The sequence below is a fragment of the Bacillus sp. RHFS10 genome, assembly GCF_016757475.1.
GTDB lineage: Bacteria > Bacillota > Bacilli > Bacillales > Bacillaceae > Bacillus > Bacillus subtilis_G.
Genome location: NZ_JAESPO010000005.1, coordinates 163,299 through 179,414, shown reverse-complemented (window position 1 = coordinate 179,414; position 16,116 = coordinate 163,299). Strand labels below are relative to the sequence as shown.

Annotated in this window: 14 protein-coding genes and 1 pseudogene; 4 read left to right on the top strand and 11 right to left on the bottom strand. The window is 42.9% G+C overall.

Annotation, left to right across the window (positions count from 1 at the left end; all coding sequences use genetic code 11):
* Positions 1-71 precede the first annotated feature (71 nt).
* Positions 72-845 (top strand): CAP domain-containing protein, encoded by a 774-nt coding sequence (locus JMN17_RS17250; protein WP_148963742.1) that lies wholly within the window; start codon positions 72-74, stop codon positions 843-845.
* A 39-nt stretch (positions 846-884) separates the two neighbouring features.
* On the opposite strand, the gene JMN17_RS17245 is transcribed toward JMN17_RS17250, so the two are convergent.
* Positions 885-1,751, bottom strand: coding sequence for an NAD(P)-dependent oxidoreductase (locus tag JMN17_RS17245; RefSeq protein WP_202328611.1), 867 nt, complete (start codon positions 1,749-1,751; stop codon positions 885-887).
* A gap of 140 nt (positions 1,752-1,891) precedes the next feature.
* Positions 1,892-3,859 carry a methyl-accepting chemotaxis protein McpC gene (gene mcpC / locus JMN17_RS17240; RefSeq protein WP_202328610.1) on the bottom strand — a complete coding sequence of 656 codons (1,968 nt, stop codon included), beginning with the start codon at positions 3,857-3,859 and terminating at the stop codon, positions 1,892-1,894.
* Positions 3,860-4,017: 158 nt separating this feature from the next.
* Here mcpC and JMN17_RS17235 point away from each other — a divergent pair.
* Positions 4,018-4,535 (top strand): annotated as a pseudogene (locus tag JMN17_RS17235) (GNAT family N-acetyltransferase).
* A 47-nt stretch (positions 4,536-4,582) separates the two neighbouring features.
* On the opposite strand, the gene splB reads toward JMN17_RS17235, so the two are convergent.
* The 7 genes from splB to JMN17_RS17200 all read right to left on the bottom strand — a co-directional run bounded on the left by splB (position 4,583) and on the right by JMN17_RS17200 (position 12,319).
* The gene (splB, locus tag JMN17_RS17230) at positions 4,583-5,611 is read right to left on the bottom strand and encodes a spore photoproduct lyase (protein ID WP_202328609.1); all 1,029 of its coding nucleotides are present in this window, start codon (positions 5,609-5,611) and stop codon (positions 4,583-4,585) included.
* A gap of 77 nt (positions 5,612-5,688) precedes the next feature.
* On the bottom strand, positions 5,689-5,928 hold the full coding sequence (splA, locus tag JMN17_RS17225) for a splAB operon transcriptional regulator SplA (protein WP_087991011.1): 240 nt from the start codon (positions 5,926-5,928) through the stop codon (positions 5,689-5,691).
* 92 nt (positions 5,929-6,020) lie between these two features.
* Complete coding sequence (gene ptsP / locus JMN17_RS17220; protein ID WP_202328608.1) at positions 6,021-7,733, bottom strand: phosphoenolpyruvate--protein phosphotransferase; 1,713 nt, start codon at positions 7,731-7,733, stop codon at positions 6,021-6,023.
* Positions 7,733-7,999 carry a phosphocarrier protein HPr gene (locus JMN17_RS17215; protein WP_003218637.1) on the bottom strand — a complete coding sequence of 89 codons (267 nt, stop codon included), beginning with the start codon at positions 7,997-7,999 and terminating at the stop codon, positions 7,733-7,735. The genes ptsP and JMN17_RS17215 overlap by 1 nt, the downstream gene beginning before the upstream one ends.
* A 96-nt stretch (positions 8,000-8,095) precedes the next feature.
* Complete coding sequence (gene ptsG / locus JMN17_RS17210) at positions 8,096-10,195, bottom strand: PTS glucose transporter subunit IIABC (protein ID WP_202328607.1); 2,100 nt, start codon at positions 10,193-10,195, stop codon at positions 8,096-8,098.
* Between the two features lie 229 nt (positions 10,196-10,424).
* The gene (gene glcT / locus JMN17_RS17205) at positions 10,425-11,291 is read right to left on the bottom strand and encodes a glucose PTS transporter transcription antiterminator GlcT (protein WP_202328606.1); all 867 of its coding nucleotides are present in this window, start codon (positions 11,289-11,291) and stop codon (positions 10,425-10,427) included.
* A gap of 62 nt (positions 11,292-11,353) precedes the next feature.
* Entirely contained in the window at positions 11,354-12,319 is a 966-nt protein-coding gene (locus tag JMN17_RS17200) for a LacI family DNA-binding transcriptional regulator (RefSeq protein ID WP_202328605.1), read from the bottom strand.
* A gap of 105 nt (positions 12,320-12,424) precedes the next feature.
* On the opposite strand from JMN17_RS17200, the gene JMN17_RS21955 reads away from it, so the two are divergent.
* Positions 12,425-12,550 carry a hypothetical protein gene (locus JMN17_RS21955; RefSeq protein WP_277986990.1) on the top strand — a complete coding sequence of 42 codons (126 nt, stop codon included), beginning with the start codon at positions 12,425-12,427 and terminating at the stop codon, positions 12,548-12,550.
* Positions 12,551-12,600: 50 nt separating this feature from the next.
* Here JMN17_RS21955 and papB read toward each other — a convergent pair whose 3' ends face one another.
* Complete coding sequence (gene papB / locus JMN17_RS17195; RefSeq protein WP_202328604.1) at positions 12,601-13,695, bottom strand: di/tri-peptidase; 1,095 nt, start codon at positions 13,693-13,695, stop codon at positions 12,601-12,603.
* A 163-nt stretch (positions 13,696-13,858) separates the two neighbouring features.
* Between papB and JMN17_RS17190 the strand changes: the two genes are divergently transcribed.
* Positions 13,859-14,062 carry a hypothetical protein gene (locus JMN17_RS17190; RefSeq protein WP_202328603.1) on the top strand — a complete coding sequence of 68 codons (204 nt, stop codon included), beginning with the start codon at positions 13,859-13,861 and terminating at the stop codon, positions 14,060-14,062.
* A 37-nt stretch (positions 14,063-14,099) separates the two neighbouring features.
* Here JMN17_RS17190 and pfeT read toward each other — a convergent pair whose 3' ends face one another.
* Positions 14,100-16,013 carry a metal-transporting ATPase PfeT gene (gene pfeT / locus JMN17_RS17185; protein WP_202328602.1) on the bottom strand — a complete coding sequence of 638 codons (1,914 nt, stop codon included), beginning with the start codon at positions 16,011-16,013 and terminating at the stop codon, positions 14,100-14,102.
* Between the last annotated feature and the right edge of the window lie 103 nt (positions 16,014-16,116).

The window sequence follows — 16,116 nt, the reverse complement described above, 5'->3', positions numbered from 1 at the left end:
ATACTTTATGACAAAAAAGCTATGTTATGATTTTTTTGTAGCAACAAACAACTCTAGGAGGTTATGAACTAATGAAGAAAGCATTTATTTTATCTGCTGCCGCTGCGGTTGGATTATTCACATTCGGGGGCGTACAGCAAGCATCAGCGAAAGAACTCTCCTGCCAGCATGTGGTAAAGGTGAAAATGGGGAACACAGTGCAAAACATGTCCCTTAACGATATAGTAAAAAAACTTCATATTAAAACAAATATCAAAACATTAAACGCTGCAAATGAAAAAGAGCTTAAGCAGCTTCTTCAAAAACATGCGAAGCAGTCTAACATGAACATTCAAGATGTTCAAAAGACAGAGACTGCAAAACCTGCGCAAAAAACTACAGAAAAAGCAGCTGCTGAAAAAAACACTGCTGCTAAAGCACCTGCTGCTGCTGAAAAAACAAACAAAACAACATCTGCGCCTTCATCTGTAAGCGCGTATGAGAAAAAAGTTGTTGAGCTTACAAATGCAGAAAGACAAAAACAAGGCTTAAAGCCGCTTCAAATTGATGAAACGTTAAGCAAATCTGCACGCGCAAAATCTCAAGATATGAAAGACAAGAACTATTTTGACCACCAAAGCCCAACTTACGGCTCACCGTTTGATATGATGAAATCTTTCGGTATCAGCTACAAAACAGCAGGTGAAAACATCGCTAAGGGTCAAAAAACGCCAGAAGAAGTAGTAAAAGCTTGGATGAACAGTGAAGGACACAGAAAAAACATTCTAAACGCTAACTTTACTCATATTGGTGTCGGTTACGTTGAGTCCGGAAGCATCTGGACACAGCAATTTATCGGAAAATAATACAAAAAAGATTGCCTGTACCGTACAGGCAATCTTTTTTCATTTCACCCAAAGCTTATATATACTTTGAGTCCCGCTGTTTTCTTCGCCTTGTGCAGCGAGCTTGTCATATAAGGATTTCGCAAGGGACAAGCCTGGCATTTCTTCTCCCATTAATTCCGCTTCCTCCAACGCAATTCCCATATCTTTAATAAAATGCTTCACATAAAAACCCGGTTCAAAGTTGTCTTGCAGCATACGGGGAGCAAGATTTGACAATGACCAGCTTCCGGCTGCGCCCGTTGTGATGCTTTTCAGGACATTTTCCGGCTGCAGGCCTGATTTTTGAGCATATGCCATCGCTTCCGCCACACCGATCATGCCGGCTGCGATTGCAATCTGATTACACATTTTGGTATGCTGTCCGCTTCCAGCCTGTCCTTGATATTGAATATTTTCTCCCATTAAAGAGAAAATCGGCATGCAGGCTTCAAATGCATCTTTTTCTCCGCCAACCATAATCGCGAGTGTTCCGTTTTGTGCACCGATATCTCCGCCGGAAACAGGGGCATCTAAAGCGAACAATGCTTTTTCTTTGGCTGCTTCAGCAATCTTCTTCGCAAGCGAAGGTTTAGATGTGGTCATATCAATGAGATACGCGCCTTCTTTTGCGTTTTCAATAATCCCGCTGCTTCCGAAATACACTTCTTCAACATCACTGGGATAGCCGACCATTGTTATGATAACATCCGCTTCTTTTGAAAGATCTTTGACTGTTTCTTTCCATACTGCGCCTTTTTGCAGTATGCTGTCTGCTTTTTCTTTTGTCCGGGTGTACACCAATACAGGATGGCCGTCATTCAGAATATGTGATGCCATGCTTTTTCCCATCACTCCAAGACCGATAAAACCAATTGTTTTTTTCAAGGTCATTCCTCCCAGATGTTTCGTTTTGATTTTAGTTAAAATTTATCATATTTCCTTCATTTTCTAGACTACCATATCTATTTATCTTATAGTAACTCTTAAAATAAAAAAATCCCCAAGTTTTTGGGGATTTAATTGGATTACAATGTGAATTTCGTAATTGTGCTCATTAGCTCTTGACTTGCATGCTTTAATGTTTCCGTTGAGTGTTTGACTTTATCAAGGGTGATCAGCTGTTCATCAGTTGATGCATTCACTTCCTCTGCTGCAGCTGCCGATTCCTGTGATATGGCCGAAATACTTTGAATCGCTTCAGAAATCGCGAGCTGCTCTTCACTCATTCTTTGAATTTCTTCGTAAATGTGATCAATGCCTTGAACCAGTGACTGCATTTCCACGGTAATCGTGTTTAATACCTCTCCAGTCTCATGAATGGCACTGTTTTGTTCATCATTCATTCTGCTTGCCTCAACCATTGCGTGAGAGGCCTCTTTCGTCTCAACCTGGATAAGCTTCACAGTCTCGCTGATATGCTTTGTAGAAAGCGCTGATTGCTCGGCAAGCTTTCTCACTTCTTCAGCTACGACGGCAAAGCCGCGTCCGCTTTCTCCGGCTCTGGCTGCCTCAATGCTGGCATTTAAAGCAAGCAAGTTCGTTTGATCAGAAATATTTGAAATAGCTGTAACGACTTCTTCGATATTCTTTGTTTGATTTTCTAAATCAAGCAGCATCGTTTCAACCTTTTTCGTTTCCGTGTTGGCTTCGTTTGACTTCATCAGCAGCTGGCCGAGCGCGTCAAGTCCTTTATAGCTTGCATTCTCAGACGATTTTGAGCGTTCTTTCATTCCGCCTGCCTCCGCAGCAATTTGTCTGATTTTAGTTGACAGACTTTCTGATTTTTCGTTAATAGTCTCTACTTCAGAAGCCTGTTCTGATGCCCCTGCAGCTACTTCTTCAATCGCTTTTGCAATTTGTCCGCTTGTTTCATTTGTTTCCGCAGAGACAACTGTTAACTGCTCAGAGGTATCAGATACTTTCCCTGAAGATAGTCTCACTTGTTCAACCATATCCTTCATATTTTCAACCATCTGATTAAAATCTCTTGTTAAAATCCCGACTTCATCCTTGGATTTTGATTCAGCATGAACGGTTAAATCGCCTTCGGAAACTGCCTTCGTTTTTGCGATCAGCTGCTGTATCGGACCGGTTATCGTTTTGGCCAGGAAGTAGCTGAGAATGATCGTAGCGATAAGCGCAATCAATGATATCCAAAGATTCGCCCGATTCATTTTATCGGAAATCCACATTAATTTATCGGTATCAAATTGCGTTCCGACTTTCCAGCCCGTTTCACCAATCGTTTGGTACACAATCATTTTCCCATTTTCATCCTGTATCCCTTTTTTCTCAGATGCAATGGTTTTCAGTGTTTGATCCTTTGATATGTTTTTTCCTTGGTTTGACGGGTGTGCTAAAAGATTGCCGCTCGCATCAGCTAAAAAGGCAAATCCCTTGTAAGGCACCTTTTGCTTATTGACCATGCTCTGGATGGCAGAGAGTTTCAAATCGTAGCTGGCAACCCCCATCACTTTTTGCCCGTCAAGAACCGCTTTTGATGCTGTGACAATCATATCTCCTGTCACGACATCTTGATAAGGTTCCGTCCAAACGACTTGGTCCGGGGTTTCAGCTGCAAGCTTATACCATGGTCTCGATGTCGGATCATAATCATCAGCAAAATCGGCTTTCGGATATGTAAACATTTCTTTTTTTGCGGTGCCTATGTAAGCCATCGCAACATAATCATCGTTATCTTTGATTTGTTTAATATCATCGTTAAACAGCCGAGAAGCTTCTTTACTTGGTTTTGTTACAAATGTACGAGTTAATTCCCCATTAGCCAATCTCGATAACGATATGGCATAACTCTTTAATTGCAATTCAATATTTTGTTCAAGTGACTGCGTCACGTTTTGAGTTGTATTTTTCCCATCCTCTGTAATCATCGGTTTCAGCGTCAGATAAGAAGACAGCATTAAAAGAACAACTGTGACAATTAACATGATCGAAACAAAAACAGCAATCTTTATATGAAGTTTTTTAAACAAACCAATCCCCTCCTAATTTCTATATCGGCCCTTTCGTTTGAAAGATGAATAATCAAAAAATAAATTATATGAACATTGAAATGTATTTACTGAAAATTCAACCTTCAATATGATGAAAACAACATAAGGAGGGTGATAATCATACGAAAACACAGTACGTGCACAACGGCAGAAAATTTGAGGCTCTTCCATCAGAAACTATTCGGAGACTGACACTGACATAAAAGGGCCGCTGGTCAATGGCTGAATTGTCGGTTCTATGACCGCCCTTATCGTACATTTTGAGCCTGAATCTCCTGACCATACATGGGCGTGCGACAGACAGCGGATCAATTAAAAATCATGATCCTCATGGAAATCCTTTATATGTAGTGGATATTTCAGTTTCTCCTCAGTATCGGAAGCTTGGAATCGGAAAATGGCTGATGAACACGATGTATGAGCTGACTGTTGACAAACGGCTCGAGCGCCTTCTAGGCGGCGGGCGTATTCCCTTTTTATCATAAATACGCACACGAGATCAGCGCTGTACGATACGTTGAAGATGTGATTGATGCAGGAAAAAAAGGCCCTGTGCTGTCCTTTCTCCCTCATTGCGGCCGTTCACCGACTTCGTCTAGTCGGCAATTATTTAGAGGATAAAGAATCATTGAATTACGGCGTTTTAATGGTATGAAAAGATCCTTTAAATAAAAAAGCGAGCTGTTCATCATCACAGCCCGTTTAAGTGAAATATTCGATTTTCGCATTAGGGAAATAAGTATCAATATAGGATTCAAGCTTTTCCCGAAGATCATGCTCTTCATCTTTCTGATAAATATATTTCCCGATGCCGTAACGGCCCCATTTATAGCGCCGCTTTTCTTCATCTAATTCGAGCTTTGTCTTTGGATAATTCTTCTCAATCACTCGTTTGGCCGGCTTTGTAAAACGGTGCTGAATTAATTCAAACGTTATATCATGTCTGACATCCTGCGGCAAAGCAGCATCAAGTTTTTCAAACAAATGTCTGTATCCTTCTTCCCAGCCTTCATGAATATAAATCGGTGCAACAATAAACCCTAGCGGATATCCTGCTTTTGCAACTTTTACTGCGGCTTCTATCCGTTTATCAAGAGGTGAGGTTCCCGGCTCAAAGTTTTTAATCACATAGTCGGCATTAATACTGAATCTGAATCTCGTTTTCCCGTTATGCTTTGCGTCTAATAGGTGATCGACATGATGAAATTTCGTTACAAATCTCAGTTTTCCGAGCTCACTTTGTCCAAAATGTTCAATGGCGTGCTTCAGCGAGTGTGTCAGATGATCAATTCCTACTATGTCTGACGTACATGAGGCTTCAAACCTTGTGAACTCCGGCGCGCGCTCCTTCATATACTTATCAGCCTGATCTAATATCTCTTCAACGTTTACATAGGTTCTGATATACGGCTTTGACCCCATGGTTGTTTGCAGGTAGCAGTAATGGCAATGCCCCATACAGCCTGTGGCAAACGGAATGGCGTATTCAGCCGAGGGTTTGGAAGAGTCAAACTTTAATGTTTTTCTGACACCGATGACTAAAGTTGATTTCGCGTTTCGATATTGCTGAAGATGATTTTTCCCTGGAATATTACGCACCTGATTGTGGGATGTCGTTTCTCTGATTTCAATGCCCATGTTCTCAAATTTTTCCTGTAATTCTTGAGCCAGCGGATATTCCAGCGCTCTCGGTTCAATATACACAAGCTGCGGAACAAATGGGTTCTGCATAATGCCACATCCTTTTCCTTTACTACCGTTACTTTTCTCATAAGACGGAAAGGATATGAGTTGTAATGATTTCCTTGTTACTCGTATGGATCGATATCAAATAGTTCTTTGTAAAGTGATTTCGCTTCTTCATAGCTTGCAAACACAGCATCATCCTCTGCAAACGGATGATAAGTTTCAAAAATAAACAGGGAAAGCTCACCTTCATGGTATGGATGGTGCATAATTTCAGCTTCCTTAATATGGGCAACATTGGCGGCGTGCGGATTTCTGTAGATCACGTACACTGTATCTCCTGCGTTAAATTGGTTTGACATACTATCCCTCCTCGCCATGTTATTGTGCCCTTCTATACCCTTGCTTATGAAAAAAACCAGACAGGCCGAAGGCCGTCTGGTTTTTATATACATTACTTGAATGTTTCTTTTACGAACGCGACAACTTCTTCTGTCGTGCTCATAGATAAAATTTTCTCTTTGAATGACTCAGCTTCTTGTTTAGACAATTTGCTGATTTGTGTTCTTGCCGGAAGGATAGAAGTTGCGCTCATTGAGAACTCATCTAAGCCTAAGCCGAGAAGGATCGGGATCGCAATTTCGTCTCCTGCCATTTCTCCGCACATGCCAACCCATTTTCCTTCTTTGTGTGCCGCTTCAATTACGAGTGTAATCAAGCGAAGGATTGCAGGGTTGTATGGCTGATACAGATAAGATACACGCTCATTCATACGGTCAGCTGCCATTGTGTATTGAATCAAATCGTTTGTTCCAATACTGAAGAAATCAACTTCTTTAGCAAACTGATCAGCGATGACTGCAGTTGACGGAATTTCAACCATCATACCGACTTCAATATCGTCAGATACAGTCTGTCCCGCTTTGACAAGCTTTTCTTTCTCTTCAAGAAGGATCGCTTTTGCTTCTTTAAATTCGTTAACTGTCGCAATCATAGGGAACATGATTTTCAGGTTTCCGTATGTACTTGCACGAAGCAGCGCGCGAAGCTGTGTTCTGAAGATTTCTTGCTCTTCAAGGCAAAGACGAATCGCTCTGTATCCCAAGAACGGGTTCATTTCTTTAGGAAGATGCAGGTAAGGAAGCTCTTTGTCTCCGCCGATATCAAGTGTCCGCACGACAACTGATTTTCCTTCCATACGCTCAAGAACCGTTTTATATGCATCAAACTGCTCATCTTCTGTAGGCAGCTGATCTCTTCCCATGTAAAGGAATTCTGTACGGTAAAGGCCAACTGCTTCCCCGCCATTTTCAAGAACGCCTTTCACATCATCAGGAGTACCGATGTTCGCTGCAAGCTCTACATGATGTCCGTCTTTTGAGACAGTCGGTTCATTGACAAGCTTCGCCCATTCAGCTTTTTGAGCCAAATAAGCATTATGTTTTTCCTCATACTCTTTTACAGTTTCCGCAGATGGGTCGATAATGACATCGCCATTAATACCGTCAACGATAACAGTTACGCCGTTTTGGATCGTGCCTGTAGCCGCTTTCGTACCAACAACTGCAGGAATCTCAAGAGAACGCGCCATGATGGCAGAGTGAGATGTGCGTCCGCCGATATCAGTTGTGAATCCTTTTACGAACTCACGGTTTAATTGAGCTGTGTCAGACGGTGTTAAGTCTTCAGCTATAATAATAACCTCTTCTGAGATCATGCTCGGGTTTGGAATTTCGACGCCAAGCAGGTGGCCGGTTACGCGTTTTGTTACGTCGCGGATATCAGCCGCACGCTCTTTCATATATTCGTTGTCCATTGATTCAAACATAGTAACGAACATAGAAGACGTTTCTTTTAAAGCGAATTCAGCGTTCACTGAATCAGTGCTGATTTTTTCTTTCACAGGGTTTAGAAGCTCAGGGTCACTGAGAACTAAAAGGTGAGCAGAAAAAATGTCAGCTTTATCCTGACCAAGTTCTTTCAAAGCGTGCTCTTTGATTTTTTCGAGCTCTGCTTTTGAACGTGCAATCGCTTCATCAAAACGGCTTACTTCCGCTTCAGAATCAGAGATGTTTTTCTTTTCAACCGTTAAATCTGGCTCTTCAAGCCGGTACGCTTTTGCAATCGCGATGCCGGCTGAAGCGCCAATCCCTTTTAATTCTTGCATTACTCGCCGAGTCCTTCGCTTTTCATTGTTTCTTCTAAAGCGTTAAGAGCATCGTTTTCGTCAGCGCCAGTAGCAGAGATTGTGATCTCAGCGCCTTTAGCGATACCTAGAGACATAACACCCATGATAGATTTAAGGTTTACTGTTTTGCCGTTATATTCTAAATTCACGTCAGCGTCGTATTTGCTTGCAGTTTGTACAAGAACTGTCGCAGGACGAGCGTGGATTCCAGAATCTGCAGTTACTTTAAATGTTTTTTGTGCCATTTTTATCATTCTCCTTTTAACTTAAAGCTATATTACTTCACAATATTATATCATACAGCCGTACTTGTCATCTGACAAGCACAGCGTACTAACACCTTATTTTTCAATCTTCACAATTTCTTCTTGTTCTCTGTTGACTGAGCCGCTTGCCTTAATGCTGACTGTTTCTCCTTCAGCAAGGTTCGTAAACACAATCGGTGTCATAAGAGACGGTACATTTGGTTTGACTGCTTCCAAATCAACTTCAAGAAGTTTCTGTCCAGGCTCCACGCGGTCTCCTTCTGATACGAAAGACGTAAATCCTTCGCCCTTCAGGCTGACAGTATCAATACCAAAGTGGATCAAAATTTCTCTTCCGCCGTCGGATTGCAGGCCGATCGCATGTTTCGTCGGGAACACATTTAGAATTTTTCCTCGAACCGGTGATACGACAATACCTTCTGAAGGGAGAACCGCAAAACCGTCACCCATCATTTTTCCTGAGAAGACTTGGTCAGGAACATCAGTAATCGGGTGAATTTCTCCGGCAATCGGAGATACGAAAACTTCCTCGCCGATTTCATTTTGCAGCGGTTCTGCAATGACTTCCTCAACCTGCTGACTTACTTCTTCTTGAGCAGATGTTGTCGGTTCAGGTCTTGGCTTGCGTCCCGCAATGATGTCTTGCATTTGTGTTTTTAAACCGTCAGAACGAGGTCCGAAAATAGCCTGAATGTTGTTGCCGACTTCCAGCACGCCGGAAGCGCCAAGCTGTTTCAGACGGTCTTTATCAACCTTTTTCTGATCGTTTACAGTCACACGCAGACGGGTGATACAAGCATCAAGGTGTTTGATGTTTTCCTGGTCACCCATTGCCTGCAGAATCTCATAAGGAAGATCTCCAGCTTCACCTGTTTTCCCAGTTGATGCAGTTTCAGCCGCAGCATCCTCGCGTCCCGGTGTTTTCAGATTAAATTTGCGGATGGCAAATCGGAACCCGAAGTAGTAAATGACCGCAATCGCTAAGCCGACAGGAATGACAAGCCACCATGCCGTCCGGTTCGGCAAAATACCGAATAGGAAGTAGTCAATTAAACCGCCGGAGAATGTCATACCAATCTTAACATTCAACAGCTGCATGATCATGAAAGAAAGTCCCGCGAACACACAGTGAATCGCAAACAAGATAGGGGCGACGAATAGGAATGAGAATTCCAAAGGCTCTGTGATCCCTGTTAAGAAGGATGTCAAGGCCGCTGAACCCATAATACCTGCAACAAGTTTTTTGTTTTTCGGTTTTGCTTCATGATATATCGCAAGCGCCGCAGCAGGCAGACCGAACATCATAAATGGATATTTACCTGTCATGAACGTACCTGCTGTTAACTGTACGCCGTCTTTAATCTGCGCCATAAAGATACGCTGATCCCCGCGGATGATTTCTCCGGCAGCACTCTTATAGCTGAAGAATTCATACCAGAACGGCGAATAGAAAATGTGATGCAAACCGAATGGAATAAGTGAGCGTTCGATCACCCCGAAGATAAATGCAGCAAGGGTTGGATTCGCTTCCACTAATCCTGTTGAAAAGGAATTCAATCCGTGCTGGATCGGAGGCCAGATCACTAACATAATAAGACCCAGAATCAGTGCAGAAATTGACGTAACAATTGGAACGAAACGTTTACCCGCAAAGAAACCAAGATATTGCGGCAGTTCAATTGTGTAAAATCTGTTGAACAATAATGCCGCTAACACACCGACGATAATACCGCCGAACACGCCTGTCGCCAAGGTAGGTATACCAAGCATGTTTACATATGCAGGATGGTTTTCCGTGAAGAACTTGGCTCTTTCGATTGAATCGGAAGGAATGGTTCCGTTTGCAACAAGAACCGCACTCATGGATACGTTCATCACCAGATAACCGATAATTGCAGCAATCCCTGCAACTCCATCACCGTTGGCAAGCCCGATGGCTACACCTACTGCGAATAGAAGCGGAAGATTATCAAAAACAATCTGCCCAGCGCTTTCCATAACACCTGCTACGAGCTGCACATTGTCATTGCTCAAGAAATGCAGGACTTCAATCATGTCCTTATTTTGCATCGCATTTCCGATCGCAAGTAAGATACCCGCAGCCGGAAGGATCGCAACTGGAAGCATAAGCGCACGCCCGATTTTTTGAAGAACGCCGAATAATGCTTTAAACATAAGAATTGACCTCCTCTTTTTACTAGTCTGACCTTACAGCTAAAAATCATGACAACGAATTCACAGGCGTAAGTCTCCCAGTTTAACCGTTTACATTTGCCCTTTTACACAACAAAAAGGGCATGAGCAAAATCGGGTGCACAAAAGAACGAGAATAGACTTCCCGTTTTTTCCCCTCAATCACTCATGCCTGATCGGATCAGTAACACGTTATAAGGATAAACTGAATTTATGAAATTTTATTGGTTAATCGGTACAGATGAAGCGTCAGATAAACCGCTTCCGCCTCATGAACTGGTTTCTTCAATGTTTGCTGCAAGATTTTAATCAATTTCCAAGCTGTATTGTAGCATAGTGGATATTCATTTTTCAATAACAACATTAATTTTTCTGGTTCTTTAGTCGGTTCTTCTTTTTTAATTCTTTCTATAGTAAATCTGATATGCCGGATCAGCCGCAAATAGTGGACACTTTCCTTGTTTACTTTCATTTGAAATGAGTCTTCAATCACCTCGACAAGCTGCGCCATCAGCTGCGAGTGCTGATTGACTTCGGACAGCGGACGGTTTGTCAGGGCCGAATGGATATGCAGGGCGATAAAACCGATCTCCCCCTCCGGAAGACAGATTCCCGCTTTTTCATTGATCATTTCTATGACTTCTTTGGCTATTTGGTATTCATCAGGATATAGTGACTGAGTCTCCATTAAAAATGGATTTTTCATATCAAAGCCCTGCTGCTGTCTTTTGATCGCAAATGCGATATGATCAGTCAGCGCAATGTGAATATGTTCATTTAATGAGTGGTTCGTCCTGTTGCTGATGTGATAGATGACATCGTTTGAAATATCAACGAGCTTTTCATCAACATAGTCAAGGAGCTTTTTAAACTGTTTTTGTTCCTTCTCATTCTTTAAAATGAACATTTTTTCGTAGCCTTTATCTTCAATGACATCATCTTGTTTTTTTCCGAAACCAATACCTTTTCCGATTAAAACGACTTCGCTGTATTTATGATGAGAAGCAATTAATACGTTATTATTCAGTACCTTTTTCACTGTAAAGGACCCATTCACGATCCTCAGCTCCTTTGTCATTCAATACCTCATATCGTACATAACGAACGGAATGCACGTCAAACCTTTTTTCGACGCTTTCACTAAACAGTCGATCTTTCGATGAGGCGGTAATCGAGAACTTTCCTCTCAATCGGCTGTCCCTGAATTCTTTTTTCCAGCATGGCAAACGCCTGCTTTCCCATTTCTTTTGTTTGAATATCGATCGTTGTGACACCAAGCGATTGACTGATTTCATGGTTATCAACGCTTAAGATTGCAAGTTCATCCGGTACCGATATCCGCTGGGCCTTTGCTTCAAGTAAAAGCCCTGCTGACACTTGATCATTGGCAACAAAAATCGCCGTCGGTTTTTCCTTCCACTTTTTCCACTTATGAAAAAGCGCCTTTCCATCATTGATTGTAATCGCTTTCTCAATCACCCAGTCTTCATGAAAGGCCTCTCCGATCTCTTCCAATGCTTCTTTATAGGCTTTGATTCGAAAATGGCTGTTCATGCCCTTTTTTCTTGCCAAACAGATTGCTATTTTTTTATGCCCTTTGGTAATTAAATAGTCCAAGCCGCACCTGAATGCTTGGTGGTGAGGAATGCTGATGGTTGGAAAACGGCCGATATCTGAATTCTGGCAAAGCAATATCGGGCCCTCCCATTCGATGAGCTTCTCATCAGCAAGCGATTTCGAACAAAAAATCAACCCGTCAACCTGCCGTTGCTTTAACTGGGACAGCGCAAAAATTTCTTTCTCCACATCATAGTTTGTTTGGAATAAAGAGAGGTGAATTCCGGATTCCGCGGCTGCGTCGGCTATCCCTGCAATCAGCTCTGCAAAATAAGGGAGATTAATCGTCGGCAAGACAACGCCAATCATGTTTGAAAATCCTTTCGATAAATGCACAGCGTGAATATTTCTCGCGTACGCCAATGCTTCCATTGCCTCAAGCACCCTTTTTCTTTTGTCTTCACTGACGTAAGGATGATTGTTTATGACTCGGGAAACCGTTGTAACGGAGACACCGGCTTTTTCTGCAATGTCTTTAATATTAGCCATAGATTCCCTTCTTTCTAAATCCCCTTGATCTGGAATGCGTTTCATACAATATGATATGAACATACCAGACATATTTTATGTTTTCAGCTGAAAGGAGAAGATGACATGGGTTTCTTCATTTTAATCGGGTTATGTCTGACTGTTCTTGGCGGCAGCTGCCTTGCTGTAAAACCTCTCGACCAAAAACATGAAATTAAACCATTTCGAACATTTGATGATTTTTTTATTTAATGCAGACAAAAAAGGACGATGTCGAGAACAAAGTCCTTTTTTATTTCCTGTTACGGCAGTATGATTAATTCCTTTGGATATTGGGTCAGAGCAACCGCTCCGTCCTTTGTTACATGAACGTCATCCTCAATGCGCACCCCGCCGATCTCAGGCACATAAATCCCCGGTTCGATCGTGTAGACCATGCCTTCCTGCAGCAATGTATCGTTGGCTTGGCTCATTGATGGGTACTCATGGACAGAAATCCCAAGTCCGTGCCCCAGCCGGTGAGGAAAATAATCTCCGTATCCCGCTTTTTCAATGATTCCTCGGGCAGTTAAATCAAGATCGCCGATTCTGACACCGGGTTTACTTGCCTCAATCGCAGCTTTTTCCGCTTGAAGCACCGTCTCATAAATCTCCTCTTGCTTCGGATTGATGGTCTTGTATGCAAACGTTCTTGTAATATCAGAGCAGTAGCCGTCAAGAATAACACCGAGATCAAATAAAACAAAATCACCTTTCTTCAATGTGGCTGAACCCGGGTTTCCGTGGGGCTGGCCTGATTTTGTTCCGAATAAAACCATTGTGGAGAATGACATGCCCTGGATTCCTTTTTTCTTCAGCTCATACTCGATTTGAGCGAGCACTTCCACTTCACTAATGCCTTCACGCAAAGCGGCTGCGCCAACTTCAACACCGTAATCAGCAAGCTTCGCCGCCTCTTGCAGCAAACGAATTTCCTTGTCGTCTTTAATCAGGCGAAATTGGTTAAGTGTTTCTTCAGCTGATACAAACTGAGCCCCGCCGGCAGAATGCTTCAGCTGATCTGCGCGTGATAGTGAAATCGAATCCTTTTCTACTGCGAGTGTATGTATGCTGATATTTCGCTTTTTCAAGGCTTTCTCTATCAGCTCCCACGGATTTTCGTGATCCGCATAGCCAATGATTTCATGATTCCAGCCTGCGTTGCGGGCCTGGTCTGCTTCCATTCCGGGACACAAAAAGAAAGGCTCCTCTTCTTGAAAAATAAATAAACCCATCAATCTTTCATGCGGTTCTGTGTAAAAACCGGTTAAGTAAAAAACATTTTCTTTCGTATGAATAAATGCGGCAGTATGCCTCTGTTCCTTCAGCCATGAAGAGACGCGTTGTATTCTATTCACTTCTTGTCCTCCTTGCCATTTCAATGCATCGTTCTGTCTTCCATTGTAACAGGTTTTACAGGTGTTTGCCTTTCGCGGGGCCTTCATTTTCCGATCCATTTTATTTCCTTCCCCTCATCCTGTATACTGACAGTAGACTTCAATCGCAGGGAGTTGTTCCGTTTTGCTGATGAATTTTTTCAGACGAAAAGCAGTCATTCTCTTGACGGTTTTGGGGATTTCGGCTCCTTTTATCGGTATGAAGATGGCTGGCTTTTATTATTACAGCTCGATCATAGGCTGTGCAGCGGGTTTCCTTTGCTGCATCCTCGCGCTTATCGTGGTTACGAAAAGATCTGATCAAGACAAAAAAGAAGGTAAAATTTAATCCGTAAAAAAACAGCAGCCCGATTGGACTGCTGTTTTTATTTTAAAAGCCTTAATCCGTTCAATATCACCAAGATTGTACTTCCCTCATGACCAATCACGCCAAATGGCAATTCCATCACCTGTAAAAAGTTTGCACAAATCAGCAGGCAGATCACAGCTAGAGAGAACACGATATTTTGTTTGACAATCCTGTTCATTTTCCGTGACAAGCGGCACATGTTTACAAGTTTTTTCAAATCATTTTGCATGAGGACCATATCAGCGGTCTCAAGAGCGACATCTGTCCCGCCGCCCATTGCAATGCCGATATCCGCCGCTTTAAGGGCCGGCGCATCATTGATTCCGTCACCGACCATTGCAATCGTTCCGAATTCTTCTTTTAATCGTTTGATCTCATTCACTTTTTGGTCAGGCAGGCACTCTGCCGCAACAGTTGTCATTCCGGCTTCCTTCGCTATTGCTTGAGCCGTATCCTCATGATCTCCTGTCAGCATGGCCGTTTTAATCCCTAGTCGGTTCAATTCTTCCATGACCTCTTTTGCTTCAGTCCTGATTTGATCTTTCAGTGCGATACAGCCCGCTATTTGATCATCCTTTTTCACAAATACAACCGTTTGGCCGCTTTGAATGACTTCTGATGCTGTTTGATTTATAAATTGTGCTGCCTTTTCCTCGCCGATAAAACCCGCTTTACCGATCTTCCATTTCGCGCCCGACACTTCTGCCATAACACCAAACCCTGATGTTTCTTCTATAGATATGTAGCCGGGCTGATTCACGCTGCGGCTTTCAGCGTACGCTGTTATGGCTTGAGCGAGCGGATGGCTTGATTGTGTTTCGATGGCATAGACGGCCTCTAGAACCTCCGTTTCGCTGAATCCTTCTGCGATTCTAAGAGTTTCAACGGCAGGCTGGCCTTTTGTTACAGTGCCCGTTTTGTCAAAGGCGATCATTTGCACAGAGCCCAGCTGCTCAAGAAAGACGCTTCCTTTTACAAGCATACCGTTGCGGGCGCCATTTGAAATCAAGGAAAGCGCCGCCGGCATAATAGAGGCGACAAGCGCACAAGGTGAGGCGACAACCATAAACACCATTGCGCGGTAGAAGGTTTCACTCCAGCTCCACCCCAGCGCAAAGTGCGGCACGAATAACAAGAGCCCCACCGCAATCAGCACACCTTTTACATAGGCATTTTCAAATCGTTCGATGAAAGCCTGCGCGGGTGAAACACTGCTTTGCGCAGATTCAACCAGTTTGATGATTTTTCTGAATAACGAATCTTCATTTGCTTTTGTGACACGGACGGTCAAGGAGCCGTTGCGATTCACAGTCCCCGTAAATACAGCGTCACCGGTGTTTTTTTCCACAGGCATTGACTCACCTGTTAATGCTGACTCATCAAGGCTTGTTGAGCCCGATTCAATGACACCGTCTGCCGCTACTCGTTCTCCAGGTTTGATCACAATCATATCACCGGCCTGCAAGTCGGAAACCGCAACTCTTTTGGTTTCGCCATTGACCATCAGTGTCGCTTCTTCTGGCTCAAGCTGCATCAAAGAAGTTAAATCTCTGCTGCTTTTATGCATCGTGTATGTTTCTAAAGCTCCGCTTAAGGAAAAAATAAATATTAAAATAGCACCCTCTGCCCAATATCCGATCACGGCGGAACCAATGGCAGCGAAAATCATTAAAAGTTCTACATTCAGTGTTTTGGATTCGAACGTTTCTTCGATTCCTTCCTTTGCTTTAGCAAACCCGCCGATCACAAAAGCCAGCAAGTAAAGCGTTACTGATAATACTTGATGTCCGGATAAAAGCCATCCGGCCAAAATAAGAGCGCCTGACACGAGTGCTGCAATAAGCTCGGCATGCTGCGCCCAGTTTTTTTCTCTCTGTTCTGTTTTTAATGGCTCGTGCGGATCGTGTTGAGCGATAACCTGTTCATTCATATTAAATTCCCCTCTCTAATTGAGAACGCAAATCATCTTCATTTCCCTTATAAAAACAAAATTGCCGCCCATAAGGCAGCTTTATCGTCAATTATTTCTCGAT